The 25,186-nt window shown below is 67.4% G+C and carries 23 protein-coding genes; 6 read left to right on the forward strand and 17 right to left on the reverse strand.

All coding sequences use genetic code 11. The annotated features are described in order from the left end of the window. Positions 1 to 81: 81 nt before the first annotated feature. From OHZ10_RS32690 to phnS, 7 genes are read right to left on the reverse strand one after another with little or no spacing between them, the layout of a single operon-like run. Positions 82 to 633, reverse strand: a complete 552-nt coding sequence (locus OHZ10_RS32690; RefSeq protein ID WP_059238889.1) for a phosphonate degradation HD-domain oxygenase — start codon at positions 631 to 633, stop codon at positions 82 to 84. A 4-nt stretch (positions 634 to 637) separates the two neighbouring features. Then, complete coding sequence (gene phnY / locus OHZ10_RS32695; protein WP_342705397.1) at positions 638 to 2,092, reverse strand: phosphonoacetaldehyde dehydrogenase; 1,455 nt, start codon at positions 2,090 to 2,092, stop codon at positions 638 to 640. Further along, a complete protein-coding gene (gene phnA, locus OHZ10_RS32700) occupies positions 2,089 to 3,396 on the reverse strand; it encodes a phosphonoacetate hydrolase (RefSeq protein WP_174993690.1) in 1,308 nt (435 codons plus the stop codon). The genes phnY and phnA overlap by 4 nt, the downstream gene beginning before the upstream one ends. Further along, positions 3,393 to 4,253: a 2-aminoethylphosphonate ABC transport system, membrane component PhnV gene (gene phnV, locus OHZ10_RS32705; protein ID WP_174993691.1), complete on the reverse strand. Its 861-nt coding sequence runs from the start codon at positions 4,251 to 4,253 to the stop codon at positions 3,393 to 3,395. The genes phnA and phnV overlap by 4 nt, the downstream gene beginning before the upstream one ends. Next, positions 4,243 to 5,163: a 2-aminoethylphosphonate ABC transporter permease subunit gene (gene phnU, locus OHZ10_RS32710; RefSeq protein ID WP_059238879.1), complete on the reverse strand. Its 921-nt coding sequence runs from the start codon at positions 5,161 to 5,163 to the stop codon at positions 4,243 to 4,245. The genes phnV and phnU overlap by 11 nt, the downstream gene beginning before the upstream one ends. Beyond that, positions 5,141 to 6,244: a 2-aminoethylphosphonate ABC transport system ATP-binding subunit PhnT gene (phnT, locus tag OHZ10_RS32715; RefSeq protein WP_059238877.1), complete on the reverse strand. Its 1,104-nt coding sequence runs from the start codon at positions 6,242 to 6,244 to the stop codon at positions 5,141 to 5,143. Before phnT ends, phnU begins: the two co-directional genes overlap by 23 nt. Before the next feature lie 34 nt (positions 6,245 to 6,278). Beyond that, entirely contained in the window at positions 6,279 to 7,370 is a 1,092-nt protein-coding gene (phnS, locus tag OHZ10_RS32720; RefSeq protein WP_059238875.1) for a 2-aminoethylphosphonate ABC transporter substrate-binding protein, read from the reverse strand. 257 nt (positions 7,371 to 7,627) lie between these two features. Here phnS and OHZ10_RS32725 point away from each other — a divergent pair, with 257 nt between their 5' ends. Beyond that, positions 7,628 to 8,737: a 2-aminoethylphosphonate--pyruvate transaminase gene (locus OHZ10_RS32725; RefSeq protein WP_342705398.1), complete on the forward strand. Its 1,110-nt coding sequence runs from the start codon at positions 7,628 to 7,630 to the stop codon at positions 8,735 to 8,737. A gap of 102 nt (positions 8,738 to 8,839) precedes the next feature. Here OHZ10_RS32725 and OHZ10_RS32730 read toward each other — a convergent pair whose 3' ends face one another. Genes OHZ10_RS32730 through aroQ form a run of 3 tightly spaced genes read right to left on the reverse strand, consistent with a single transcriptional unit; the run spans position 8,840 to position 11,531 of the window. After that, complete coding sequence (locus OHZ10_RS32730; protein ID WP_059238871.1) at positions 8,840 to 10,192, reverse strand: MFS transporter; 1,353 nt, start codon at positions 10,190 to 10,192, stop codon at positions 8,840 to 8,842. Between the two features lie 32 nt (positions 10,193 to 10,224). Further along, complete coding sequence (locus OHZ10_RS32735; RefSeq protein ID WP_059238869.1) at positions 10,225 to 11,079, reverse strand: shikimate dehydrogenase; 855 nt, start codon at positions 11,077 to 11,079, stop codon at positions 10,225 to 10,227. Further along, positions 11,076 to 11,531, reverse strand: coding sequence for a type II 3-dehydroquinate dehydratase (gene aroQ, locus OHZ10_RS32740; protein ID WP_175845995.1), 456 nt, complete (start codon positions 11,529 to 11,531; stop codon positions 11,076 to 11,078). Before aroQ ends, OHZ10_RS32735 begins: the two co-directional genes overlap by 4 nt. A gap of 255 nt (positions 11,532 to 11,786) precedes the next feature. Here aroQ and OHZ10_RS32745 point away from each other — a divergent pair, with 255 nt between their 5' ends. Both OHZ10_RS32745 and OHZ10_RS32750 read left to right on the forward strand, forming a co-directional pair. Continuing rightward, a complete protein-coding gene (locus OHZ10_RS32745) occupies positions 11,787 to 13,679 on the forward strand; it encodes a bifunctional sugar phosphate isomerase/epimerase/4-hydroxyphenylpyruvate dioxygenase family protein (protein ID WP_340625665.1) in 1,893 nt (630 codons plus the stop codon). A 289-nt stretch (positions 13,680 to 13,968) separates the two neighbouring features. Continuing rightward, positions 13,969 to 14,232: a hypothetical protein gene (locus OHZ10_RS32750; protein ID WP_006489463.1), complete on the forward strand. Its 264-nt coding sequence runs from the start codon at positions 13,969 to 13,971 to the stop codon at positions 14,230 to 14,232. Between the two features lie 87 nt (positions 14,233 to 14,319). On the opposite strand, the gene OHZ10_RS32755 is transcribed toward OHZ10_RS32750, so the two are convergent. After that, on the reverse strand, positions 14,320 to 15,114 hold the full coding sequence (locus OHZ10_RS32755) for an AraC family transcriptional regulator (protein ID WP_059238864.1): 795 nt from the start codon (positions 15,112 to 15,114) through the stop codon (positions 14,320 to 14,322). A gap of 627 nt (positions 15,115 to 15,741) precedes the next feature. Here OHZ10_RS32755 and OHZ10_RS32760 point away from each other — a divergent pair. Both OHZ10_RS32760 and OHZ10_RS32765 read left to right on the forward strand, forming a co-directional pair. After that, a complete protein-coding gene (locus OHZ10_RS32760) occupies positions 15,742 to 16,878 on the forward strand; it encodes a branched-chain amino acid ABC transporter substrate-binding protein (RefSeq protein WP_059240898.1) in 1,137 nt (378 codons plus the stop codon). Between the two features lie 323 nt (positions 16,879 to 17,201). Next, a complete protein-coding gene (locus tag OHZ10_RS32765; protein WP_059238862.1) occupies positions 17,202 to 18,512 on the forward strand; it encodes an MFS transporter in 1,311 nt (436 codons plus the stop codon). Positions 18,513 to 18,619: 107 nt separating this feature from the next. Here the strand turns inward: OHZ10_RS32765 and OHZ10_RS32770 are convergent, their stop codons facing one another. From OHZ10_RS32770 to OHZ10_RS32790, 5 genes are all read right to left on the reverse strand, one after another. Continuing rightward, positions 18,620 to 19,057: a DoxX family protein gene (locus OHZ10_RS32770; protein ID WP_059238860.1), complete on the reverse strand. Its 438-nt coding sequence runs from the start codon at positions 19,055 to 19,057 to the stop codon at positions 18,620 to 18,622. A gap of 205 nt (positions 19,058 to 19,262) precedes the next feature. Next, positions 19,263 to 19,718 (reverse strand): RbsD/FucU family protein, encoded by a 456-nt coding sequence (locus OHZ10_RS32775; protein WP_021159305.1) that lies wholly within the window; start codon positions 19,716 to 19,718, stop codon positions 19,263 to 19,265. A gap of 79 nt (positions 19,719 to 19,797) precedes the next feature. After that, complete coding sequence (locus OHZ10_RS32780; protein ID WP_059238858.1) at positions 19,798 to 20,190, reverse strand: nuclear transport factor 2 family protein; 393 nt, start codon at positions 20,188 to 20,190, stop codon at positions 19,798 to 19,800. A gap of 131 nt (positions 20,191 to 20,321) precedes the next feature. After that, positions 20,322 to 21,812, reverse strand: a complete 1,491-nt coding sequence (locus OHZ10_RS32785) for an aminotransferase class IV (protein ID WP_081051984.1) — start codon at positions 21,810 to 21,812, stop codon at positions 20,322 to 20,324. Beyond that, a complete protein-coding gene (locus OHZ10_RS32790) occupies positions 21,809 to 22,939 on the reverse strand; it encodes a branched-chain amino acid ABC transporter substrate-binding protein (protein WP_342705405.1) in 1,131 nt (376 codons plus the stop codon). Before OHZ10_RS32790 ends, OHZ10_RS32785 begins: the two co-directional genes overlap by 4 nt. 126 nt (positions 22,940 to 23,065) lie before the next feature. Between OHZ10_RS32790 and OHZ10_RS32795 the strand changes: the two genes are divergently transcribed. Then, entirely contained in the window at positions 23,066 to 23,548 is a 483-nt protein-coding gene (locus OHZ10_RS32795; RefSeq protein WP_342705406.1) for an Lrp/AsnC family transcriptional regulator, read from the forward strand. Positions 23,549 to 23,631: 83 nt separating this feature from the next. On the opposite strand, the gene garD is transcribed toward OHZ10_RS32795, so the two are convergent. Beyond that, positions 23,632 to 25,185 carry a galactarate dehydratase gene (gene garD, locus OHZ10_RS32800; RefSeq protein WP_342705407.1) on the reverse strand — a complete coding sequence of 518 codons (1,554 nt, stop codon included), beginning with the start codon at positions 25,183 to 25,185 and terminating at the stop codon, positions 23,632 to 23,634. Between the last annotated feature and the right edge of the window lies 1 nt (position 25,186).

Here is a 25,186-nt window from a genome sequence, read left to right on the forward strand (position 1 = left end):
AATCGCGCAAGGGGTTTCGCAAAAAATATAAGGCCCCGCACGCTGCCGCGTGCGGGGCCTTATATAGAGGCGGCCAAACCGTCAGTCCGTGCGCACCTGGCGCGCGACGATCTCCATATAGTGATCGAGATCCGGCGTCACTTTTCCTTCCTCTTTCGCCGTGTCGTCCCAGCGGCGCAGACGCAGCGCGTCCTCCGCGAACGGGCGCTGCAGGAATGCCGTCGTTTCCTCTTCGCTGAAGATGCCGCCCTGCAGCGCGAGACTGCGCACCGAGTCCGGCGACAGGCTCTCGAAGTAGCCGGCGTCCGTGCGGCACAGGCAGCGCTTCGCATCGACGTGCAGCCGGATCGGCTCCAGCACCGCGTCGGAAAACAGCGGCCGCAGAAACGGCAGCACGTAATACTGATGCAGATCGTCGATCCCGCGCGCACTCGGCGTCTCGCCCTGGCGATTCAGCAGATGGCCGAGGTCGTGCAGGAATGCCGCCGCGACCAATGCTTCGCCGGCGCCCGCCTCTTCCGCCAGCAAGGCGCTCTGCAACGCATGCTCGAGCTGCGTGACCGGCTCTCCGCTATAGGCCACATGGCCATGCTCCCGGTACAGCCCGTGGATCTCTTCCACCGTCAATGCCATTCGTTTACTCCCAAGGCAGCGAAAACGTCTTCAGGTTCGTGAAGCTCTTCATCGCCTCCTGAACGCCTTCCTTGTAACCGAGCCCGGAATCCTTGATCCCGCCGAACGGCGACAGCTCGATCCGGTATCCGGGCACTTCCCATACATTCACCGTGCCGACGTTCAGTTCGTTCACGAACCGCACGACCGCCGACGTGCTGTCGGTACACACCCCCGACGACAGCCCGAACGCCGTCCCGTTGCTGATCCGGATCGCATCGTCGATCGTATCGAACGTCATCACCGGCGACACCGGCCCGAAGGTCTCCTCGCGCACGATCGTCATCGACGGATCGACGTTGTCGAGCACGGTCGGCGAATACAACGCGCCGCGCCGCACGTTGCCGGTCAGCAGGCGCGCGCCCTGCGCGACCGCCTCGTCCACGCGCGCCTCGAACAGCCGCGCCGCCGCCTCGTCGATCACCGTGCCCATTTCATTGGCGGGATCGAACGGATCGCCGTAGTTCCATGCGCGCGTCTTCTCGACCAGCAATTCGGTGAATGCGGGTGCGATCGAACGCTGCACCAGCATCCGCTTGACGGCCGTACAGCGCTGGCCCGAATTCCGGTACGAGCCGAGCACCGCCAGCGACGCCGCACGTTCGAGATCGGCGTCATCGAGCACGATCAGCGGATCGTTGCCGCCCAGTTCCAGCACGATGCGCCGGTAGCCGGCCCGCGCGGCAATCGCCTTGCCGATCGCGACGCCGCCCGTAAAGGTGATCAGCGACGCATGCGGATGCGTGACGAGTTCGTCCGCGATCTCCGCCGGGTCGCCCGTCAGCACCTGCAGCATCGGCTCCGGCAATCCTGCTTCATACAGCAGGTCGGCCAGATAGAACGCCGACAACGGCACCTTCTCCGACGGCTTCACGATCACGCGGTTGTTGGTCGCGATCGCCGGCGCGATCTTGTGCGCCACCTGGTTCATCGGATGATTGAACGGCGTGATGGCGACGATCACGCCATCGAGCGGCTGCCGCTGCGAAAACACGCGCCGCGCCTTGCCGTGAGGCGTCAGGTCGCACGAGAAACTTTGCGAATCGTCGCGTAATGCCTCGACTGCCGCGAACTTCAGCACGTCGGCGACACGGCCGATCTCGTAGCGGGAATCCTGCTTCGACAGCCCCGATTCGAGCGTGATCAGGTCGGACGCTTCCTCGGTGCGCTCGCGCAGCAGCGCAGCCGCACGTTCGAGGATCTGTGAGCGCTCGTAGCGGGTGAGCTTCGGCCGGTAGGCCATCGCGTAATCGAACGCCGCGCGCACGTCGTCGACGCTCGCGAGCGGCGCCGTCCCGACACGCGTGCCCGTGTACGGGTCGGTGACGTCGAGCGTGAGTTCGCGCGTCGCGCGCGTGCCGCACCAGCGCAGCGCTTCTGCGCGAAAGGACGGATGGTCTTGCCGGGGATGCGCCATCATGTCGTGACCCGGTTCAGCACGAAATCGAACACGTCGAAGTTGCGCGGGCGACGCGCGGGATCGTCCCGCTCGATACGCCGGTTGAACAGCAGCGGCACTTCCTGCTCCGACACGCCGCCGTGCGAACGCAGCGGCACCGTGAGGCCTGACAGATCGTGTTCGCGCTCGCGCGTGCCGAGCGTCATGTCGCGGCGGCCGATCACGACGAGATCGCCGATCCGGTCGGCCGGCAACTCGAAACGGGCAGCGGCTTCCGCGTTGTCGAGCACGAGCTCGACGCCGTCGAGGCCGCCGACGCGCCACATCGCCTCGGCCCGGTCGACGCCCGGCGCCAGGTAGATGGTCGCAAACGAGCCGAGCGCGCCGTGATGCACGACGTACGGATCGGTGATCGGCAGGATCACGCGCGCAGCCTGCGCGCCGTACCAGCCGTCGAAGGCGTCCTGCAGATAGATCACGTTCGGGCGCCCCGTCGCCGGGTCGTGCTTCGCGTTCATCCCGTGATCGGCGGTCAGGCCGATCGCCCAGCCGAGCGCGTCGAGCTGCGCGAGGTAACCGTCCATCATCGCGTAGAACGCGTTCGCGCCCGCACTGCCCGGCTCGCACTTGTGCTGCACGTAGTCGGTAGTCGACAGGTACATCAGGTCGACTTGCCGGGTCTGCGCGAGCCGCACGCCGGCTGCGAACACGAATTCCGACAACGCTGCGCTGTAGACGTCCGGCGACGGCAGGCCGACCCAGTCGAGCACGTCGACGATCCCGTTTTCCGCGAGATTCGCCTGCGCCGCCTTCTCCGCGGAGAAGCAGATGCCGTGCATCTGCCAGCCGAGCAGCCGGCGCAGCTTGTCCTTCGCGGTCACGACGGCCACCCGCGCACCGGCGTCGGACGCCGCCGCGAGCAGCGTGCCGGCACGCAGGTAGGCCGGGTCGTTCATCATCACTTCGGCACCGCGCCCGCCGTCGGCGGCCGGATCCCAGAAATAGTTGCCGCAGATCCCGTGGACCGACGGCGGCACGCCGCAGACGATCGACAGGTTGTTCGGGTTGGTGAAGGTCGGTACGACGCAATCGCCGCGCCACGCCGTGCCTTCCGCGATCATCCTGCCGATGAACGGCGCGACGCCCGCTTCCACCGCCCGTTCGAGATAGTCGTACTCGCAGCCGTCGACGCAGACGACGACGGTCGGCTCGACCGGCAGCCGGTAGCGTCGGCCGTTGACGTCGACCGAGCGACCCGCGAGCCCGGTCGACGCGCCGGCGGGTGCCGCGTCACCGGGATGGCGCAATGCGAACGCGGCGTTCATGATGCCGCCCGCTTGCCGCGCGGCACGCGCGCCGCGATCAGCAGCAGCGCCGCGAGCGACGCGCCGAGCATCAGCAGCGACAGCGCCGATGCCGGAAGGTAATAGCCGCGCTCCACCTGGCCGATCACGACGATCGGCACGGTCGCGAAGCCCGGCGGATAGACCGTCAGCGTCGCACCGAGCTCGCCGAGCGACAGCGCGAAGCCGAGCGCGAGGCTCGCGCGCAACGCCGGCACGAGTTGCGGCAGCAGCACGCGGCGCAGCACCATCGCGGGCGGCGCACCGAGGCTCGCCGCGGCTTCGCGCAGCACGGTCAGTTCCGGACGCAGCGCGGCGGCCGCGCAGCGATAGCAGAACGGCAGAATCAGCGCGAGTTGCACGAACACGACGATCGCCGCCGAACTCGACAGGTCGAACGGCTTCTGGTGATACGCGATCAGCACCGCGAGCCCGAGCACGACGCTCGGCACGCCGTTCGGCACCATCACGAGCGCGTCGACCACCGCGCCGAGGCCGCGACGGTCGCGCCCTTCGAGCGCCAGTGCGAGCCACAGCCCGAGGACCGTGCCGATCGCCGACACGCCGAAGCCGATTTCGAGGCTCGTCAGCAGCGCGTCGTATTCCGGCGACCCGAGCCGCTCGAACCAGCGCAGGCTGTAGCCGGCCGGCAAAATCGTGCCCGACCATTGCGTCGACACGCTCGACAGCGCGACGACGACGACCGGCAGCACGAACAACCAGAAGCACGCGAATGCGGCCAGCGCGAGCGCGGCGCGCGACGCATGCTTGAGCAGCGCGTCGCTCCAGCCGATCTGGTGGCGCGGCACGGCTTGCCCGATACGAAATTCAGCGGACATCGTTCCCTCCCGTCGCACGCCGGTTCACCCGGCGATAAACCGCATACAGCGCCAGCGACAACGCCAGCATCACGACCGCGCCGGCCGACGCGGTCGGCAGGTCGAGATCGACGGTCGCGCTGCTGTAGATCGCGACCGGCAGCGTGACGAGCCGCGCGCTGCCGAGCACCAGCAGAATCCCGAACTCGTTCAGCGTCAGCAGGAAGCACAGCACGGTGCCGGCGGCGATGCCCGGCCACGCGATCGGCAGCACGACGCGACGCGCGAGCATCCAGCCGGGCGCGCCGAGGCTGCGCGCGGCTTCGATCAGACGCAGGTCGAGCGTCGCGAACGATGCAAGCGTCGGCCGCACGACGAACGGCGTATAGAACACGGTCTGCGCGAGAATCACGCCGCCGATGCCGAACAGGAAATCGAGCGGCGGATTCTCCAGATGGAACAGCTGCTGCAGCGCAATGCTGATCGACCCTTGCGAGCCGTACAGGAAGATCAGCGTGAACGCGACGAGGAACGACGGGAACGCGACGTAGAGTTCCAGGAAGCGCGTGACGAGCGATGCGCCCGGGAACGGCTTGAAGAACAGCAGCGCGGCCAGCAGCACGCCGAGCACCGATGCGGTGCCGGCGCTCGCGAACAGCACGCCGAGCGTCGTCATCAGCACGCTGCGCGTGTCGGGGTTGCCGAAGAAGGTCCGGTACGCGGCGAAACTCAACCCGTGATCGCCCGACACGCTCAGCAGCACGAGCCGCACCAGCGGATAGACGACGAGCGGGCCGAGCACGACGATCGCGAGCGCGGCCAGGTGCAGGTCTCCCATGCGCTTGCGGCGCCGTGCGGCGGCGGCGTGCGCGGCGGCCGACGCGAGCACGTGCGGCGGCAGGCCGGCTTCAGGGCTCGATAAGGACGACATCGTCTGCCTCGCATTGCAGGGACACGCGCGCACCGCGCTCGGGGGCCGCGCCGCGGCCGCGTTGCATCGTGACGCGCACGGGCTCGCCGGGCGCCGCGTCGATCACGACCGCGATCGACAGGTCCGCGCCCTGCCATTCGACGGATGCCACCGTACCGTGCAGGCCACCGGCCGACGGCGGCATCACGGTCAGGCGCTCGGGGCGCACGCATGCGACCTTGTCGCGTACGTCGTGGCGCGGATCGCCGACCGGGAAGATCACGTGCGGCGGCAGCAGGTTCGCCGGGCCGAGATAGCGTGCGACGTAGCCGTCCCGCGGCGCGTCGTACAACTGCTGCGGCGTGCCGAGCTGCGCGATGTGGCCGTCGCGCATCAGCAGCGCGCGGTCGGACAGCACGAGCGCGTCGTCGCGGTCGTGCGTCACACAGACGACGGTCAGGTTCGGCAGGCGCTCGTGCAGCGCCTTCAGTTCGCTGCGCACCGATGCGCGCAGGTTGGCGTCGAGCGCCGACAGCGGCTCGTCGAGCAGCAGCACGTCCGGCTCGATCACGAGCGCGCGTGCCAGCGCGACGCGCTGCTGCATCCCGCCAGACAGCTGCGCGGGCAGATGATGGCCCGCATCGCCGAGCTGCACGAGCTTCAGCGCGTCGGCGACGCGGCGCGTCACTTCCGACGACGCCATGCCGCGTGCGCGCAGCCCGAATGCGACGTTCTCGAACACCGACAGGTGCGGGAACAGCGCGTAATTCTGGAACAGCAGACCAAGATTGCGCTTGTGCGGCGGCGCATAGGTCAGGTCGCGCCCGGCAACGGTCAGCGTGCCGGTCAGGCCATCGGCCTTCACGAACCCGGCGATGAAGCGCAGCAGCGTGGTCTTGCCGCAGCCGCTCTTGCCGAGCACGGTCAGAAATTCACCGGCACCGATCGACAGCGACAGATCTTCCAGCACCGTGCGTGCGCCGTAGCGCACGCTCAGGTGTTCGATCTGCACGCCGCCCGGCGCGCCGGACCGCAGCGTCGCGTGCGGTTCGGCGGCGCCGAATGCGCCGGGATGGGTCAGGGTGGTTTCCACCGGGTTCATCCTCTCGCTCACTAATACAGGCGGCGTGTGCCGATCACTTCGGCTTGACGACGTCGAGCTGCTTGCCCGAGCTGCCGATCACGTCCTTCTTCCAGCGCTCGATCCACACCGGCTTCTTCGCCATCACCTGGGTCCAGTCGACCGGGATCAGCTTCACGCCCGCGATCGCCTTCTTGACCGCTTCGCCGTTCTTGCCGGCCAGCGGCACGTCCGTGCGGCCCGGGATGCCGTACATGTCCGGCACCTTCGCCTGCACTTCCGTCGACATCAGGTAGTCGATCAGCTTCTTGCCCACGTCCTGGTTCGGGCCGCTCTTGATCAGGCCGATGCCGTACGGGAGCTGGAACGTGGTCGGCTGGTCGCCGTCCTTCGCGGCCAGGAAGATCGGCTTGACGGACAGCGCGCCGTGCTCGGCGTCGTCGAGGTCCATCTGCAGGTCGCCGTTCGCGACGCTGATCTCGTTACGCGACAGCAGCACGTTCAGGTAGCCCGTGCCCTTCGTGTGGAATTTCACGCTCTGCGACAGCTTCGCGAGGTAGTCGAATGCCTTGTCCTCGCCCATCAGCGACGTCGTCAGGATCAGCACGGCCATCCCGTCGCCGGCCGTGGCCGGGTTCGAGTAAGCGACCTTGCCCGCATAGGTCGGCGACAGCAGGTCGGCGAACGTCTTCGGCTGGTTCTTCACGACGTCCGGGTTGATCGCGAACGAGAAGTAGTTGTTCACGAACGTCGCCCACGTGCCGTCCTCGGCCTTCGCGATGGCCGGCACGTTCTTGTAGTTCACGCTCTGGTACGGCTGCAGCAGGCCCATCTGGCCGGCTTGCTGGATGAACGGCGGCAGCGTGACGATCACGTCGGCCTTCGGCGAATTCTTCTCGATGTTCGCGCGGTTCACGACCTCGCCGCTACCTGCCGTCACGATGTTGACCTTGACGCCTTCCTTCTTCTCGAAGGCCGGCAGCACATCGCGATAGAGGTTCTCGAGACCGTCCGCCGTGTACAGCACGACCGCGTTTGCCGCATGCGCCGGCATCGCGGCACCTTGCAGCAGACCGGCGGCGCAGGCGGCCAGCGCGAGCTTGCGGAACGCGCCGGCAGCGGCGCGCGAGGGTTTCTGCAGTGTCATCTGACTTCTCCGTAGGCGGAACACCAAACGGCCGGGGCACGATCCGGCTCTCTGTTATCTCCGGGCAGGCCGAACGACGGCCCGCCGCGCTACCGCGCTGCGGTTGGTTTCGCGCGGCAACCGAAGGATCACAGCGTTCGATGACAAACCCGTGACGAATGCCACAATTTCCAAAAAATGACACATTTTGCCAATATCATGCAAGTCATTCAGAAATGCCGCCCGGCGTTTCGTTCGACCTCTGCTGGAGAAAAACCATGCCCGACCCGATTCTGCTCACGCCCGGCCCGCTCACCACGTCCGCCACAACCCGCCACGCAATGCAACATGACTGGGGCTCGTGGGACGCCGCTTTCAATCAACTGACGGCCAGCGTCTGCGCCGACCTCGTCACGATCGCGAAAGGGGGCGACGAGTACGTGTGCGTGCCGATGCAGGGCAGCGGCACGTTCTCGGTCGAAGCCGCGCTCGGTACGCTGGTGCCGCGCGACGGCGTCGTGCTCATACCCGACAACGGCGCGTATTGCGCACGCATCCTGAAGATCCTCGGCCGGCTCGGCATCGACGCGATCGCGCTGCCGTTCGGCGAGGACGCGGCCGTCGACGCGGCGGCGGTCGAGGCCGCGTTCGCGCGCGAGCCGCGCATCACGCACGTCGCGCTCGTGCATCTGGAAACGAGCGCCGGGATCCTGAATCCGCTCGATGCGATCGCGGCCGCGTGCCGGCGCCACGGCAAGCGGCTGATCGTCGACGCGATGAGTTCATTCGGCGCGTTGCCGATCGCGCTCGCGGACAGCGGCATCGATGCGCTGGTCTCGGCGAGCGGCAAATGCCTCGAAGGCGTGCCGGGGATGGGGTTCGCGATCGTGCGGCGCGATGCGCTCGACGCATGCGAAGGCAACTCGCCGTCGCTCGCGCTCGATCTTCACGACCAGTACGCGTACCTGCGCAAGACGGGCCAGTGGCGCTTCACGCCGCCGACGCACGTGATCGCCGCGCTGCGCGCCGCGCTCGACCAGTACCTCGCCGAAGGCGGCCAGCCGGCGCGCGGCGCGCGCTACGCGGACAACTGCCGGACGCTGGTCGAATCGATGCGTGCGCTCGGCTTCGTGCCGTTCCTCGACGCGAGCGTGCAGGCGCCGGTGATCGTCACGTTCCATGCGCCCGACCATCCGGCCTACGATTTCCGCCGCTTCTACGACGCGGTGCGCGATGCCGGCTTCATCCTGTATCCGGGCAAGCTCACGCAGCTCGAGACGTTCCGCGTCGGCTGCATCGGCGCAATCGATTCGGGCGATATCCGGCGCGCGGTCGCGGCGATCGCGCAGGCGGTCGAATCGCTCGGCATCGCCGTGCAACGCGCGTAAGCGCAATGCGCCGGCCGGCATGCCAGCCGGCGCCGCAAACAAAAAAGCCCGGCAGCCGGTTGGCCGCCGGGCTAACGCACTGGATGTGCGTGGAGCCGGTGCTTACAGTTCGATCCGCTTGATGTCGCCGACGACGAAGATGTACGACAGCGCACCGACCAGCGCGATCACGCCGATGAACACGAGCGCGCCGACGAACGAGCCGGTCGACGCGACGATGAAGCCGACGACCAGCGGCGTGACGATGCCCGCGAGGTTCGCCGCGAAGTTGAAGATGCCGCCCGTCACGCCGAGCAGGCCGTCCGGCGCGATGTCCGACACGAGCGTCCAGCCGAGCGCGGCCATGCCCTGCGCGAAGAACGCAACCGACATGATCGCGATCACGGCCTCGTTGCTCTTCACGTAGTTCGCGAGAATGATCGTCGACGCGAGCAGCAGGCCCGCGATGATCGGCAGCTTGCGCGCGAGGTTCGCGGACTTGCCGCGGCGGAGCAGCCAGTCGGAGAAGATCCCGCCGAACATCACGCCGACCGACGCGGCGATGAACGGCATCACCGCGAAGAAGCCGATCTTCAGCCAGCCCATGTGGCGCTCGGTTGCGAGGTAGGTCGGGAACCAGGTCAGGAAGAACACGAGCGTCGAGTTGCCGGCGAACTGGCCGAGACAGATACCCGCAAGCTGGCGCTTCTTCAGCAGTTTGCCGGCCATCGCCCAGCTGAACGACTTCTGCTCGCCCTTCGCGCCCTTGCCAGCTTTGTCACCGTCCTTGCGCACGCCGTGCACCAGGCCGCCGCCCGCCTCGATATAGGCCAGCTCCTCCGAATTCGCGCCCGGATGATTGCGCGGCTCGTAATAGAACTTCCACCAGACCAGGCCGAACACGATCCCGACCGCACCGACGACCCAGAACAGCGAGCGCCAGCCGAACGCCCCCATCAGCGCGAACAGCACCGGGCTGAAGAACGCGAGGCCGATGTACTCGCCGACGGTGTAGGTACCCGTCGCCATCGCACGTTCGTTCTGCGGGAACCACGTCGCGACGACGCGGCTGTTGGTCGGGAAGCACGGCGCCTCCGCGACGCCGAGGCCGAGACGGCAGGCGAGCAGCGTTGCGACGCCGGGCACGAAGCCCTGCAGGAACGTGCACAGCGACCACAGCGTCATCGACCAGTAATAGGTGACCTTGCTGCCGAAACGGTCGAGAAAGAGGCCGCCCGGCACCTGCGCGGCCACGTACGTCCACGAAAACGCGGAAAACATGATGCCCATCACGGCCGCGTTGATGCCGAGCTCCTTGGTGAGCTGCGGCGCAGCCACCCCCAGCACCGTACGGTCGAGATAGTTGATCATCGTGCCGATCGCGAGCAGCGCGAGAATCTTGTAGCGCGCCGAGGTGCGCCGGACGGTGCCGGACGCCTGCGCCGGCGCGGCGCTCGTATGGGTGGTGTGCTGCATGGTCGTCTCCTGGTCTCTCTTTCTGTAAGGGGTCAGCGCCCGACGAGCGACTGAAAGTGATCGAACATCCGCTCGGCGTCGGGCGTGCGTCCGGTGAAGATCTCGAACGCGTCGACGGCCTGGTAGACGGCCATCCCGCCGCCCGGCAGCGTGGCGCAGCCGGCCGCACGCGCGGCGTGGATCAGTTCGGTTTCGAGCGGGAAATACACGATGTCGGCCACCCACATGCCCGCATGGAGCAGCTCGGCCGGCAGCGGCAGGCCCGGATGCTTGGCCATGCCGGTCGGCGTTGCGTGGATCAGGCCCGTCGCGGCGCGCATCGCGGCCGCGAGATCGCCGCCCGGCACGACCCGTGCCGCGGGGAAACGTTGCTGGAGTTCAGCCGCGAGCGAGGTGGCACGCGTGCCGTCGACATCGAAAATCGTCAGTCCGGCCGCGCCCATCTGCAGCGCTGCATGGGCCACGGCCGCGCCCGCGCCGCCCGCACCGAGCTGGACGACACGCTCGAGCGACGCGTCGGGCAACCCGCGGCGGAACGATTTCGCGAAGCCCGACCAGTCGGTGTTGTGGCCGATCCGCTTGCCGTCCTTGAACAGCACGGTGTTCACCGCGCCGAGCGCGCGCGCGTCGTCCGACAGCGCGTCGAGGTGTTCGATCACGCGCTGCTTGCACGGGTGCGTGATGTTCAGCCCGTTGTAGCCCATCCGCTGCGCGGCATCGAGCAGTTGCGGCAGTGCGTCGACGGTCACGCCGAGCGCATCGAGATCGATGCGCCGGTACACGTAGCCGAAGCCCTGGCGGAAGCCTTCTTCCTCGTGCATCGCGGGCGACAGCGAACCGCCGATGCCCTGGCCGATCAGGCCGATCAGAAACGACGGGCGGCTCATCGTGCGGCTCCCTGCGCGAACAGCGTCGCCAGACGCTGCAGTGCGAACACGTAGCCTTCGGTGCCGCAGCCGCAGATCACGGCTTCGGCGACCGCCGACACATACGAATGGTGGCGAAACGCCTCGCGGCGATGCACGTTCGAGATATGCACTTCGATCACCGGCTTCGCGATCGCGGATAGCGCGTCGGCCAGCGCGACCGACGTATGCGTATAGGCGGCCGGGTTGATCACGATACCGTCCGTGTCGAGGCGCGCGGCATGCAGCCAGTCGATCAGTTGATGCTCGGCGTTCGACTGGCGGAACTCGATCTCCAGCCCGAGCGCCTCGCCTGCCGTGCGGCAGCGCTGCTCGACGTCGGCGAGCGTTTCCGCGCCGTAGATGTGGGGCTCGCGGGTCCCCAGCAGGTTCAGGTTCGGGCCGTTCAGCACCAGCACCTTGTGCTTGCTCATGGTGATTCTGCTCCTGAAACAGGGGCGGACCAGGACCGGCGCCGCCCCGAAAACATCGGAATTTGGCGCTAGTGTGCGCTCGTGAATGCGGGCTGTCTTTTCGGGTTTTCGCTAATTTGTACCACCTAGTTAGTTTGTACAATACACACCACTAGCCCAGTAAATTCGGGATATGGCGTGCGCCGGGACTCAATGACTGGTTCATTCAGGGCCGGTTCGACCGACGCCATGCCCCGCTCATCCGCAGGAATCGCCATGCAGCGTTCGATCGCCACCGTGTCACTGTCCGGCACGCTCGCCGAGAAGCTCGCCGCCATCCAGGCAGCGGGCTTCGACGGCGTCGAAATCTTCGAAAACGACCTCGTTTACTTCGACGGATCGCCGGCCGACGTCCGGCGCATGGCCGCCGATCTCGGCCTCGACATCGTGCTGTTCCAGCCGTTTCGCGACTTCGAGGGCGTCAGCGCGGCCCAGCTCGCGCGCAACCTCGACCGGATCAAGCGCAAGTTCGACGTGATGCATGCGCTCGGCACCGACCGTATCCTCGTCTGCAGCAATGTGTCGGCCGACACGATCGCCGACGACGGGCTGCTCGTCGACCAGCTCGGCGCACTCGCCGAAGCGGCGCGGGAGGCCGGCGTGGTCGCCGCGTACGAAGCGCTCGCGTGGGGCCGCGTCGTGAAGCGGTACGGCCATGCATGGACACTCGTGAATGCGGTGAACAGCCCGCACCTCGGCCTCGCGCTCGACAGCTTCCACACGCTGTCGCTCGACGATTCGCCGGATGCGATCGCCGACATCCCCGGCGACCGGATCGCGTTCGTGCAGATCGCCGATGCGCCGAAGCTCGCGATGGACGTGCTCGAATGGAGCCGCCACTACCGCTCGTTCCCGGGCCAGGGCGACTTCGACCTCGCACGGTTCACCGCGCGGGTGATCGAGTCGGGCTATACGGGGCCGCTGTCGCTCGAAATCTTCAACGACGGCTTCCGCGCGGCGCCGACCGCGATCACAGCCGCCGACGGCCATCGCTCGCTGCTCTATCTGGAAGAGTTGACCCGCACGCGGCTCGCGCAGGACGGCCGCGCGCCGGCCGCCGGCCAGCCGCTGTTCGCGCCGCCGGCGCCGCCCGCGCACGTCGGATTCCAGTTCATCGAATTCGCGGTCGACGCCCAGGCGGCGGCGACCGTCGCCGAATGGCTCGGCCGGATGCGCTTCCGGCTCGCCGGCCGGCATCGCTCGAAGGACGTGACGCTGTTCCAGCACGGCGCCGCGTCGATCGTGCTGAACGCCGAGCGCGACTCGTTCGCCGATGCGTTCTTCCAGCAGCACGGGCTGTCGCTGTGCGCGTCGGCATTCCGCGTCGACGACGCGAAGGTGGCGTTCGAACGCGCGGCCGGCTTCGGCTATGCGCCGTTCTCGGGCCGCGTCGGGCCGAACGAGCGCGTGCTGCCGAGCGTGCAGGCGCCGGACGGCAGCCTCGAATATTTCGTCGACGAAGCGCCGAACGCGCCGACGCTGTACGAATCGGACTTCGTGCTGACCGACATCGACGGCCCGAGCGAAGTCGGCCCGCTGACGGGCATCGACCACGTGTGCCTCGCGCTGCCGGCCGATGCGCTCGACACGTGGATCCTGTTCTTCAAGACGGCGTTCGGCTTCGAGGCCGAGCGCAGCTGGCTCGTGCCCGATCCGTACGGGCTGATGCGCAGTCGCGCGGTGCGCAGCGCCGACGGCTCGGTGCGGATCGCGCTGAACGCATCGGTCGACCGCCATACGGCCGTCGCCGAGTCGCTCGACCGCTACCACGGCACGGGGCTGAACCACGTCGCGTTCCGCACGGACGACATCGTGAAGACGGTCGCCGCATTCGCGGCCGACGGCGTGCCGTTCCTGCGCATTCCGCCCAATTACTACGACGATCTCGCCGCGCGCTACGCGCTGCCGGACGACCTGATCGACACGCTGAGCGCGCACCACCTGCTGTACGACCGGGACGAGCACGGCGGCGAATTCCTGCACGCGTATACGGAACTGGTCGACAACCGCTTCTCGCTCGAGATCGTCGAGCGGCGCGGCGCATACGACGGCTACGGCGCGACGAACGCGGCCGTGCGGCTCGCTGCGCAGGCGCAGCGCAGGAAATAAGGGAAGGATGTGAATCGGAGTCGCGGGCCGCGAGCATGGGCGTGATCCGCGGCTGATGCAAAAGGCTGCACCCCGCACGCACCATCGTGGTGAATCACGGCGCCGCGGACCCGCCCGCGCGGCTCGCCGCGATCGGGCCGCAAGCCGCGCCGCGTATGGCGTTACATCCGGTAACCCGTACCGCAGTGCAGCATCCCGTCGCCCGCCACGGTTTTAAGAATCGCTTAAGTCTTCGACGGCACCATCCGCAACCAGTACCCGATGGTTTATCCAGAAAAGGAGGAAAGCGATGAGCGCCGTAGAAGCACCCGCGGGCCGCCCGGCCGCGCCCCCTGCAAAGAAGACGATGCTGCGCCGCCTGCTCAGTCATCATGAAATCGCGACGTTGCTCGTGCTGCTGCATGCACCGATCGGCGCGAACGCCAAACCCGAACTGCCCGCGTTGCAGGAAGCCGGTCTCGTCGAGATGGTCAAGCTCGACCCCGATACGGCCCCGAGCTTCCGGCTGACCGAAGACGGCACCGCCGTCCTGAAAGGGCTCGGCTACCGCTGAGCCGCCGTTTTCACGGCTTCCCCGTCTCCCCGCAGCACCCGCAGTACCCCGATCCCTGCGATGTGCCGGCCCGGCCGGCGAATCGCGTTACCCCGCCCGCTCCTGCAGCATCAACCGGTATTCCGTCGGTGTCACGCCGACCGTCGCCTTGAACTGGCGCGTGAACGCGCTGTGATCCGTATAGCCGCATAGCGCCGCGACGTCGGTAACCTTGTCGTGCGTGACGAGCAGCGCGGTGGCCGCGTCGAGCCGCGTCTTCAGCAGCACCTGGCGCGGCGTCAGGTGGAACACCTTGTGGAAGTAGCGCTCGAGCTGCGCGACCGACATCCCGGCCATCTGCGCGAGGTGCTTCAGGTTCAGCGGCTGCACGTAGTGATCCTGGATGTGCTGGACCACGTCGGCGAGCCGGCTGTACGCCGGGTGCGATCCCTCGTGCGCCTTCAGGTCGCGCGAGATGCCCGCGAGGCCGACCACCCTGCCCGCGGCGTCGCGCAGCGGCTCCTTGCAGGTCAGGCACCAGCCCGGCTGGCGGCCCGGATACAGGTGCAGCTCGAGCTGGTCCATCAGTTGCTGGCCGGCGTTGATCGTCGCCATGTCCTGCTCGAAATAGCTGCGGCCGAAGCGGCGCGGAAACACTTCGTCGGCCGTCTTGCCGAGCAGGTCGCGCTTGTCCTTGTAGCCGCAGCGCATCGCCAGCGTGCGATTGACGATCGCGTAGCGGCCGCTCGCGTCCTTCACGAAGAACGCGACGTCCGGCAGCGCGTCGAACACGGGTTCAAGCAGGCGGAAATGCGCAAGCATCGCGCCGAGATCGGCGTTGTCGGGCTGGTAGCGCAACGTTTCGGACAGGCTCATGGGCGGTACGGCAAGCAAGGTCGTCATCCCGGCAACCGCGAAGCGAGTGGCAGATGGCGTCGATTATAGAAGCGCCCCTTCGATCGCGTCGCGCCGAGCGCGGGGCAGGCAAGCTGGCGGTGTCGGCCGGGCATGCCGCGCATCCCGATCGACGCCGTCGGCCGACCACACAGGTTGCGCACACAACCACCGCGCAGCGCATGCGCGGCCGGCGGCCGTTCCGCTTTCGCCGCTGCCGGCGCAGCGCGTCGACACAGGCGGCATCATGCACCCGAATCCACCATGCTAAAAATGCGGACGCCCTGTGTCTTGGCGCGATTGCGCATTCGGCATGACGATTTCAGCATATATCAGGGTTATCGACGATATGCCGATATCGTCGCCGGCTGCGCACCGAACGCGCAAGACGCCCGCATTTTCGCTATCTAGACTTCGCTTCACGGTCACGAGACGACGTCCCGCCGCTGCAGCAATCGGCACGCACGGCCCGCGGCATCTGCCGTCGCGCACGCCGATTCCGGCACAGCGCGGGCAGCGCGCGGCGCGCCTGAACGGCCATTGCATCGGCCGGCCGACCAAACCGTCTCGCCCGGTTTACCGGCGCCGGCCCGCAGGCCGGCGGCGGCCCAACCACGCCATCAAGGGGAAGTGAAAGTGAAGCTGAAGGTATCGCACGTCGCGCTGGCCGCTGCCTGCGCACTGTCGGGCGCGCACGCCATCGCCGCCGACGTCGTCAAGATCGGTTTCGCCGCACCGCTGACCGGCCCGCAGTCGAATTACGGCACGGACATGCAGAAGGGCGTGCAGCTCGCGATCGCCGATTTCAACGCGACGCATCCGACGATCGGCGGCAAGCCCGTCACGTTCCAGCTCGATTCGCAGGACGACCAGGCCGACCCGCGCACCGGCACGACCGTCGCGCAGCGGCTGATCGACGACAACGTCCGCGGGATCATCGGCCACTTCAACTCGGGCACCAGCATTCCGGCCTCCGACCTGTACGACCGCGCCGGGCTGCCGCAGATCTCGATGGCGACGTCGCCGCAATACACGGCGCGCGGCTACAAGACGACCTACCGGCTGCTGACGAGCGACGCACAGGCCGGCCGCATCGTCGGCACGTACGCGGTGAAGACGCTGCGCTTCAAGCGCATCGCGATCATCGACGACCGCACGGCCTATGGCCAGGGCATCGCCGACGAATTCGCGAAAGCGGTGGAAGCGGCGGGCGGCACGATCGTCAAGCGCGACTTCACGAACGACAAGGCGCTCGACTTTTCCGCGATCCTGACCAACCTGAAGGGCGTCAATCCGGACGCAATCTTCTACGGCGGCGGCGACGCGCAATCGTCGCCGATGATCCGCAAGATGCGCCAGCTCGGGATGAAGGCGGCATTCGTGACGGGCGAGATGTCGCGCTCGCCGACGTTCCTGAAGGTCGGCGGCGAAGCGGCCGAGGGCGCGATCGTCTACATGGGCGGGCTGCCGAAGGAAAAGATGCCGGGCTTCTCCGGCTACGCGGCACGCTACAAGGCGCGCTTCAACGAAGACGTGATCACCTACTCGCCTTACTCGTATGACGGCACGATCGCGCTGCTCACCGCGATGAAGGACGCGAACTCGACCGATCCGAAGGTGTACACGCCGTATCTCGGCAAGGTGTCGGTCAAGGGCGTGTCGGCGCCGAGCATCGCGTACGACCCGAAGGGCGACCTGAGGGATGCACCGGTGACGATCTACAAGGTCGAGCACGGCGCGTTCAAGCCGGTCGATACGATCGCCGGCAACTGAACCGGCTGATACGCACACGCTTCTCGCACGGCCCACGGGCGGCTCACCGGCCGCCCGCGCCGCGCACGCTTCGGCTGCCTGGTCCGAAGCCGTCCTCGGCGCGCACTCGCGCGCAGGCATTTCGCGCTCCTGTAGAATCCCCCAACCCGCTTTGACGCTTCGTCTCCGCCACGCCCCATCCCGGTGCGGCGGCGCGTGTTTCGTGCCTCACTCGGCACGCGGCACGCTTCGACGATGCAAGCCGCGCCTTGTCAGTCCATGCCGATAGCGGGCCCTGGAGACGCAGCACCGACAACAACATTCGAAAACCGATCGTCCTGACCATGCAAGCTTCCGAATTGAGCGGCGTGCCTCGCGCCGCCGAACGCGCGCTCACGCGCAGCGACTACAAGACCCTTGGCCTTGCCGCACTCGGCGGCGCCCTCGAGTTCTACGACTTCATCATCTTCGTGTTCTTCGCGCCGGCGATAGGACAACTCTTCTTCCCGCACGACATTCCCGACTGGCTGCGCCAGCTGCAGACGTTCGGCATCTTCGCGGCCGGCTATCTCGCGCGCCCGCTCGGCGGCGTGATCATGGCGCACTTCGGCGACCTGTTCGGCCGCAAGCGGATGTTCACGCTGAGCGTGCTGATGATGTCGGTACCGACACTGCTGATGGGCCTGCTGCCGACCTACGACACGATCGGCATCCTCGCGCCGGTGTTGCTGCTGCTGTTCCGCGTGCTGCAGGGCGCGGCGGTCGGCGGCGAAGTGCCGGGCGCGTGGGTGTTCGTGTCCGAGCACGTGCCGTCGCGCCACATCGGCTACGCCTGCGGCACGCTGACCGCAGGCCTCACGGCCGGCATCCTGCTCGGCTCGCTCGTCGCGGCCGGCATCAACAGCCGCTACTCGGCCGCCGAAGTCGGCGCGTTCGCGTGGCGCATCCCGTTCCTGCTCGGCGGCGTGTTCGGGCTGTTCTCCGTGTACCTGCGCCGCTGGCTGCACGAAACGCCGGTGTTCGCCGAGATGAAGGCGAAGAAGGCGCTCGCGGCCGAGATTCCGCTGAAGGCCGTGCTGCGCGACCACGGCCGCGCGGTGATCGTGTCGATGCTGCTCACGTGGATGCTGTCGGCCGCGATCGTCGTCGTGATCCTGATGACGCCCGCGCTGCTGCAAAAGCAGTTCCACCTGACGCCCGCGACGACGCTGTTCGCGAACAGCGTCGCGACGCTGTGCCTGACGGCCGGCTGCATCACCGCCGGTTCGCTCGCGGGCATGATCGGCGCGAAGCGCGTGCTCGGCATCGGCGGCATCGGGCTCGCCGCGTGCTACTACCTGCTGTTCGTGCAGGTCGCGGCCGACGCGTCGACGCTGCCGCTCTACTACGGGATCGCGGGCTTCATGGTCGGCACGATCGGCGCGGTGCCGTTCGTGATGGTCAAGAGCTTCCCGGCGGTCGTGCGCTTCTCGGGCATCTCGTTCTCGTACAACGTCGCCTATGCGATCTTCGGCGGCCTCACGCCGGTGATCGTGTCGCTGATGATGAAGTCGAATCCGCTCGCACCGGTCGTGTATGTCGCGGTGATCTGCGTGCTCGGCGCGATCGCCGTGCAGTTCTCGAAAGATGCGAAGGACGTGAAGGACGCACACTGAACGTCGGCGCGCACGCGCCGGCCTCATGAACAAAGGGCCGAATCCCGCGACGTGCGGGATTCGGCCCTTTTGTCTTGCTTCAGCGCGACGGCGCGAATCGGCTCAGTTCAACGCAGCACGCCGTACGACGAACTGGGCCGGCGCAGCGCGTCGATGCTCGCGCCGCCGGCCCCGGTGACGAACAGCAGCAGGAAGCCGCCGGCGATCGCCACGTTCTTCCAGAAGTGGATCACCATGTCGTGCTGGACGGCGGCGTTCGTCGCGTCCCAGAAATTGTGCCCGACCATTGCAGTCGCGATCGTGTAGACCGCCATCACCAACGCGAGCGGGCGAACCTTGTAGCCCACGATCAGCAGCAGACCGCCCAGCCCCTCGATCGCGACGACGATCGGCGCAACGACCTGTTGATAGGGCACGTTCATCCCGTGCAGATACGCGACGAAGTCGCTGTAGCCGAGCAGCTTCATGATGCCGCCCCACAGGAACAACGCCGCCAGCGCCAGGCGTGCGAAAAAAATGACGCCGGAATCGACGGAACGCGTCATGCCTCTCTCCTCGTATGCAATTCGGCCGGCCGCACGGGGCGCGCCCGTGAAGCTCGGGCCGCGCAACCCTGCGGGGCCCGCGGCAAATGGGCCAGCATAGAGGGTCTTGCGGCCGTGTCCAAGAAAAAGGTTGTAGCAAATCTTTACACGGCGGCCGCCGCGCGGCCCGCTGGCGACGGCACGAAAAAGGCGTCGACGCGGACGTTCAGCCCGCGTCGCTCAACAGCACGCCTTTCTTGAAGATGAAGCAGCCGTAGCCGCGCAGCTCGCCGGTGACGATCACCGCGTACGCCTGTTGCGCGCGTTCGTAGAACGCGAAACGGTCGATGCCCGCGAGCGGCACCGCGCGCCCTTCCGCGCGATCGATCTCGGCCTGCACCTCGCGCTGCACGGGCGGCACCGCGGCCGCGTCGCCGACGACTTCCATCCGCCAGGCGGGCGTGTCGACGAACGTGTCGAGCGGCAACACGGACAGCACCGCGCGCACGACGCGCGCCGAATCGGCGCCGTCGATCCGCAGCGCGCGGCCGACCACCGTGTGCTCCGCGACGGATTCCGCCGGGAAATTCGCGTCGCAGATCGCAATTTCGTCACCGTGGCCCATCGCGCGCAGCGTGTGCAGGATGTCGGCGTGCAGCAGCGGGTCGAGATTCTTCAGCATGTCGGCTAGTCTCCGGGATCAGGAACAAACCGCATAACGTTACCCGATCCCGGCCGCTGTTGTGCATGCACCGCTCGCGTCACGACGCCGCGGCCGGCATTTCATCGATGAAACCCGTGACCGACGCGAGGCGGCCCGATGCGTCGACAGTGCCGAAGTCCGAGCCCTTCACGATCGCCGCGCCGTCGGGCGACACGAGTGCCCACGAGAACCGCAAGTACTGGCCGAATGCATCGATGTCGGTCGTGCGGCGGAAGCGGTATGCCGGGAAGCGCTCCTGCACGGCGGCAATCATCGTGTCGATGCCTGCGTGGCCGTCGCCGGCCATCAGCGGATCGCGATACGCCGCGTCGCTTGCGTAGGTCGCATCGATCAGCGCGCGGCGGCGCGCGGCGTCGGACTCGTTCCATACGTCGAAGTAGCGGTCGATCAGGTCGGTATGAACGGACGAAGCGGATTGGACGGTGTTCATGGCGAGGCTCCTTGTGTCGATGAGGGGACGAGGCCGCGAACGTTTCGCGTTCGCGTGCCGCTATCGTCGCCGGGCTCGCGCGGGCGGTCGATTACGTGACAGGTAAGGAAATCGCGCCCGAGCCGCCGCGATCAGCCGGTCGCGCCGTCCACCGCCAGGCTCCACGCCGGATCCTCGTGCTTCGCCCAGTACGCGTCGAACAGCCGGCGCGTCACCGGGCCCGGCCGGCCGTCGCCGATCGCCGCGCCATTCAGCCGCGTGACGGGCATGATCCCGCCGGCCGTCGATGTGATGAACACTTCGTCCGCGTCGCGCAGTTGCGCGTCGTCGATGCGCGCGGCCTGCGCGTCGATGCCCATCGACGCCGCCAGCTCGAACACGCTTTGCCGCGTGATGCCGTGCAGCACGCCGCGGTCGGGCGTCCGCAGCCGGCCGTCGTGCACGACGAACACGTTGAACCCGGGCCCTTCCGCGATGCTGCCGTCCGTGCATCTCAGCAAGACCGACTCCGCACCCGCGTCATAGCCCTTCAGCAGCCCCGCGACGAGGTCGAGCCAGTGGTAATTCTTGATCTGCGGATCGACCGATTCAGGGGGAATCCGCCGCACGTCGTCGATCAGGTGCAGGTGCAGGCCCTCGCGCAGTTGCCGCTCGTTCGCAACCGAGCCGTACGGCACCGCGAACGCGATGAACTGGTTCACGGCGTCGCGCGGGTCGCGACTGAAGGTGGGCGATACCCCGCGCGTACACAGCATCTCGACGTACGCATTGCGCAGACCCGAGCGGCGCACGCATTCGACGAGGATGTCGCGAAGCGCATCGTCGCTCAGCGACACGTTCAGCCGCAGCCTCGCAAGCGAGCGCCTGAACCGCGCGATGTGCTGGTCGAGCCGGAAGAAGCGGCCGTTCCATACGTGCACGGTGTCGTACGTGACATCGGAATGCAGGAAACCCCAGTCGAGCACCGATACCCGCGCATCGGCGATCGGGATGAAGCGGCCGTTCATGTAGGCGGCGCCCTGCGGAAACGCGGGAGCCTCGACGGACGGAATGCCATGCGGTGCCATGTGCGTCTCCCCGGGAGCGTTCGGCGTGTAGTCGACCTGCGCGGCGAACGACGGAGAATCGGCATCGAACACGCTGCGATGCACGACCGCATTCGGCCCGGCCGCACGATCGAACGACAGCTTGCCGTCGAGATGATCGATTTCGTGCTGCATCAGCTCCGATTCGGCCGGCGACAGTGCGTCGCGCTGATGCGGCTCGCCGTCCAGTGTCGTGTAGCGCACGCTCACCGACGCATGGCGCTCGACGCGCACGAACAGATCCGGAAAGCACATGCAGTCGTCCCACAGCGTCATCCGCGCGTCGCTGCGCCACACGATCTCGGGGTTCACGATCACGTCGGGCCAGCCATCCAGCGCGAGCGCGATCATCCGCTGCCCGATGCCGATCTGCGGCGCGGCAACCGCGCGACCGAAGCCGTGTTCGTCGCGAAACGCACGCAGCGCGGCGCGCAGTGCGCCTGCCGCTTCGCGCACCGCGGGAGCGGCAACGTCGTCGACCGGCCGTGCGACGGCGCGCAACGATGCCGTCCCCACGGGAAGAATTCGCGTATTCATTTGACTACCTCCGACAAAGTCACCTTGTTGCCGCCTTTGAACGTCGAAATCGTTGCCGCCGGATTGCGCAGTTCGCCGTTCGCGTCGAATGCAATCCGGCCGGTCACGCCCTGGAAGTCGACACGATGCAGCGCATCGACGATCTTCGCGGGATCGGTGGACTGTGCGAGCAGGACCGCGTGGTAGACGGCCATCATCGCGTCGTACGCATAGGGCGCGTAAAGCTGCACGGGGGCGCCGTATTTCTGCGTGAAGCGTGCCGCGAAGGCCGGGCCGCCCGGCATCTTCGCAAGGCTCCGGCCGCCGTCCGCGCACACGAGGTTGCCGTCGAGCGCGTCGCCGGCCAGCTTCAGGATCTCGTGCGTGCACAGGCCGTCGCCGCCCAGCAGCGGCGCGGCCATCCGCAACTTCCTCATCTGCCTGAGCATCGGGCCGCCCTGCGTATCCATGCCGCCGAAGAAGATCGCATCGGGCGCGTTGCCCTTGAGCAGCGTCAGCGGTGCGCCGAAGTCGAACGCCTTGTCGGTCGTGTATTCGCGCGCAACGACGGTTGCGCCGGAGGTTCCGAGCGCGCCGACGAAGACGTCTGCGATGCCTTGCCCGTACGCCGTTCGATCGTCGACGACGCCGATGCGGCGCGCATGCAACTGCCCGACCGCATAGCGGGCGACAGCCTGCCCGAGAAAGTCGTCGTTCGCGAGCAACCGGAACGCGGTGCGATAGCCGAGACGCGTGAACGCCGGATTGGTCGCCGACGGCGTCAGTTCCGCGATGTTCGCCGTCGCGTAGAGCCGCGCGACGGCGATCGACGTCCCCGAATTCTGGTGGCCGATCACGGCGCTGACGTGCGTGTCGACGAAACGCTGCGCAACCGTCGTCGCGACCTTCGGGTCGGCCTGATCGTCCTGCGCGTCGAGCACGAACGTGACCGGATGCCCGGCGACGCTCGGATGGCCCGCGTTGATTTCGTCGATCGCGAGCCGGATGCCCCGCGCGCTGTCCTCGCCGAAATGTGCCTGGGCGCCCGTGAGCGCGCCGGCAAAACCCACCACGACCGTATCCGCGCCGAACGCGGGAACGGCCAGCACAAGCGGCGCAAGCGCCAGCAGCAGACGTCGGGAACGCATGATGATTTCCTCGCAGCTTCGTCGTTGACGGATGCTACGATTATCGGCAGCCGCCACGAAATCCGATAAACATCACACGGCTCCATGCGTGAATTTGTTTCGTTTTTTCTCCCGAAAGGAAATCCGATGAATTCCATTGCCGCGCCGCTCGACGACTTCGATCTGCGGATCCTCGCCCGTCTCCAGCACGACAACCAGATCACCAACCAGGCACTCGCCGCCGAGATCGGTCTGAGCCCGCCCGCGTGCCTGCGCCGCGTGAAGCGGCTGCGCGACGAGCGCTATATCCAGCAGGACGTTTCCGTCGTCGATCCGAACAAGGTCGGCCTCCCGCTGACCATGCTAGTGCTCGTCCAGGTGGAGCGCGAACGCGTCGACCTGCTCGACGAATTCAAGCGGTTCCTGAAATCGCTGCCGGAAGTCATGCAGTGCTACGTGGTGACGGGCCGTGCCGATTTCGTGCTGATGATCGCGATGCGCGACATCGACCATTACGAAGAATTTTCCACGCGCGTGTTCCGGCAGCACCACAACATCCGTCACTTCGAGACGATGGTGGTGATGTCGCGCGTGAAGGTGGGGCTGTCGCTGCCGATCGGCAGCGAGTGACGATCGGCGGCCGCGGCGGCGCGCCGCAATGAAAACGGGCGCCCGAAGGCGCCCGCACCGTCCTGCTGCCACGCCGGCGCGTATCAGGTCACCGGCGCCGGATTGAACAGCGTCAGCGCATTCGCGAGCTTCCATTGCTCGGCCCACGTGCGGCGCTTGCCGCTCGCGACGTCGAGCATCAGCCGGAACAGTTCCCAGCCCGTGTCCTCGATCGTCGCCGCGCCGGTCGCGATCTGCCCCGCGTCGAGATCCATCAGGTCGTGCCAGCGGCGCGCGAGATCGCTGCGCGTCGCAACCTTGATCACCGGCACCTGCGCGAGGCCATACGGCGTGCCGCGGCCCGTCGTGAAGATGTGCAGGTTCATCCCGGCCGCGAGCTGCAGCGTGCCGCAGATGAAATCGCTCGCGGGCGTCGCCGCGTACAGCAGCCCCTTCTGCCGCGCGCGATCGCCGGGACGCACAACGCCGGCGATCGGCGCGCTGCCCGACTTCACGATCGACCCCATCGCCTTCTCGACGATGTTCGACAGGCCGCCCTTCTTGTTGCCGGGCGTCGTGTTCGCGCTGCGGTCGACGCGGCCGCGCTGCAGGTAGCGGTCGTACCAGTCCATCTCGCGGATGATCTCGCGCGCAACGTCCTCGTTCGCCGCACGCGACGTGAGCTGCGCGACGCCGTCGCGCACTTCGGTCACTTCCGAGAACATGATCGTCGCGCCGGCCCGCACGAGCAGGTCGGCCGCGAAGCCGACGGCCGGGTTCGCGGTGAGCCCCGAAAACGCGTCGCTGCCGCCGCACTGCACGCCGACGACGAGATCCGACGCCGGGCACGTCTCGCGGCGGCGGCGGTTCAGCCGCTCGAGATGCGCTTCGGCCATCTTCATGATCGAGTCGATCATCGAGTTGAAGCCGACGTGCGCGGCGTCCTGCAGGCACACGACGCCGCCGTTGCCGGCCGCGCCGTCGGCGGTCACCGGAATCGCGCCGGGCGGCAACAGGCGCTCGGGCTGCAGCTTCTCGCAGCCGAGGCTCACGGTCATCACTTCGCCGCCGAAGTTCGGATTCAGGCTGATGTTGCGCAGCGTGCGGATCGGGATGTCGGCGTCGGGCGCGTCGATCGCGACGCCGCAGCCGTACGTGTGCTCGAGCCCGACCACATCGTCGACGTTCGGGTAGCGCGGCAGCAGTTCGTCCTTGATCCGCTTCACCGCATGCTCGACGACGCCCGACACGCACTGCACGGTCGTCGTGATCGCGAGGATGTTGCGCGTGCCGACCGAGCCGTCGGCGTTGCGGAAGCCCTCGAACGTATAGCCTTCGAGCGGCTCGAGCGGCGGCGCGGCGCGCGTCGCGAGCGGCAGGTCGTCGAGCCCCGGCGGCTCGGGCATGCGCATCGTGCGCTCGTTGACCCAGCTGCCGCGCCGCAGGTCGGTCAGCGCGTAGCCGATCACCACGTTGTAGCGGACGATCGGGTCGCCGGCCGCGAGATCGACGAGCGCGACCTTGTGCCCTTGCGGCACGCCTTCGCACAGCGTCAGCCCGTCGGCGAACGTCGCACCTTCGGGCAGGCCGCCGTCGTTGACGACGATCGCAACGTTGTCGTCCGGGTGCACGCGGATGTAGAGAGGGGAAGCAGTCATT

The sequence above is a fragment of the Burkholderia arboris genome (assembly GCF_038723655.1).
Lineage (GTDB): Bacteria > Pseudomonadota > Gammaproteobacteria > Burkholderiales > Burkholderiaceae > Burkholderia > Burkholderia arboris.

What these genes read in the sequence shown, in the direction of transcription:
- OHZ10_RS32785 (WP_081051984.1), bottom strand. Translation starts at nt 21,812, where the DNA reads ATGAATACGCGAATTCTTCCCGTGGGGACGGCATCGTTGCGCGCCGTC.
- OHZ10_RS32690 (WP_059238889.1), bottom strand. Translation starts at nt 633, where the DNA reads ATGGCATTGACGGTGGAAGAGATCCACGGGCTGTACCGGGAGCATGGC.
- phnV (WP_174993691.1), bottom strand. Translation starts at nt 4,253, where the DNA reads ATGTCCGCTGAATTTCGTATCGGGCAAGCCGTGCCGCGCCACCAGATC.
- OHZ10_RS32755 (WP_059238864.1), bottom strand. Translation starts at nt 15,114, where the DNA reads ATGACGACCTTGCTTGCCGTACCGCCCATGAGCCTGTCCGAAACGTTG.
- OHZ10_RS32795 (WP_342705406.1), top strand. Translation starts at nt 23,066, where the DNA reads ATGAATTCCATTGCCGCGCCGCTCGACGACTTCGATCTGCGGATCCTC.
- OHZ10_RS32770 (WP_059238860.1), bottom strand. Translation starts at nt 19,057, where the DNA reads ATGACGCGTTCCGTCGATTCCGGCGTCATTTTTTTCGCACGCCTGGCG.
- phnA (WP_174993690.1), bottom strand. Translation starts at nt 3,396, where the DNA reads ATGAACGCCGCGTTCGCATTGCGCCATCCCGGTGACGCGGCACCCGCC.
- phnT (WP_059238877.1), bottom strand. Translation starts at nt 6,244, where the DNA reads ATGAACCCGGTGGAAACCACCCTGACCCATCCCGGCGCATTCGGCGCC.
- OHZ10_RS32780 (WP_059238858.1), bottom strand. Translation starts at nt 20,190, where the DNA reads ATGAACACCGTCCAATCCGCTTCGTCCGTTCATACCGACCTGATCGAC.
- phnY (WP_342705397.1), bottom strand. Translation starts at nt 2,092, where the DNA reads ATGATGGCGCATCCCCGGCAAGACCATCCGTCCTTTCGCGCAGAAGCG.
- OHZ10_RS32735 (WP_059238869.1), bottom strand. Translation starts at nt 11,079, where the DNA reads ATGAGCCGCCCGTCGTTTCTGATCGGCCTGATCGGCCAGGGCATCGGC.
- aroQ (WP_175845995.1), bottom strand. Translation starts at nt 11,531, where the DNA reads ATGAGCAAGCACAAGGTGCTGGTGCTGAACGGCCCGAACCTGAACCTG.
- OHZ10_RS32730 (WP_059238871.1), bottom strand. Translation starts at nt 10,192, where the DNA reads ATGCAGCACACCACCCATACGAGCGCCGCGCCGGCGCAGGCGTCCGGC.
- OHZ10_RS32775 (WP_021159305.1), bottom strand. Translation starts at nt 19,718, where the DNA reads ATGCTGAAGAATCTCGACCCGCTGCTGCACGCCGACATCCTGCACACG.
- OHZ10_RS32745 (WP_340625665.1), top strand. Translation starts at nt 11,787, where the DNA reads ATGCAGCGTTCGATCGCCACCGTGTCACTGTCCGGCACGCTCGCCGAG.
- phnS (WP_059238875.1), bottom strand. Translation starts at nt 7,370, where the DNA reads ATGACACTGCAGAAACCCTCGCGCGCCGCTGCCGGCGCGTTCCGCAAG.
- OHZ10_RS32750 (WP_006489463.1), top strand. Translation starts at nt 13,969, where the DNA reads ATGAGCGCCGTAGAAGCACCCGCGGGCCGCCCGGCCGCGCCCCCTGCA.
- OHZ10_RS32765 (WP_059238862.1), top strand. Translation starts at nt 17,202, where the DNA reads ATGCAAGCTTCCGAATTGAGCGGCGTGCCTCGCGCCGCCGAACGCGCG.
- phnU (WP_059238879.1), bottom strand. Translation starts at nt 5,163, where the DNA reads ATGTCGTCCTTATCGAGCCCTGAAGCCGGCCTGCCGCCGCACGTGCTC.
- OHZ10_RS32725 (WP_342705398.1), top strand. Translation starts at nt 7,628, where the DNA reads ATGCCCGACCCGATTCTGCTCACGCCCGGCCCGCTCACCACGTCCGCC.
- OHZ10_RS32790 (WP_342705405.1), bottom strand. Translation starts at nt 22,939, where the DNA reads ATGCGTTCCCGACGTCTGCTGCTGGCGCTTGCGCCGCTTGTGCTGGCC.
- garD (WP_342705407.1), bottom strand. Translation starts at nt 25,185, where the DNA reads ATGACTGCTTCCCCTCTCTACATCCGCGTGCACCCGGACGACAACGTT.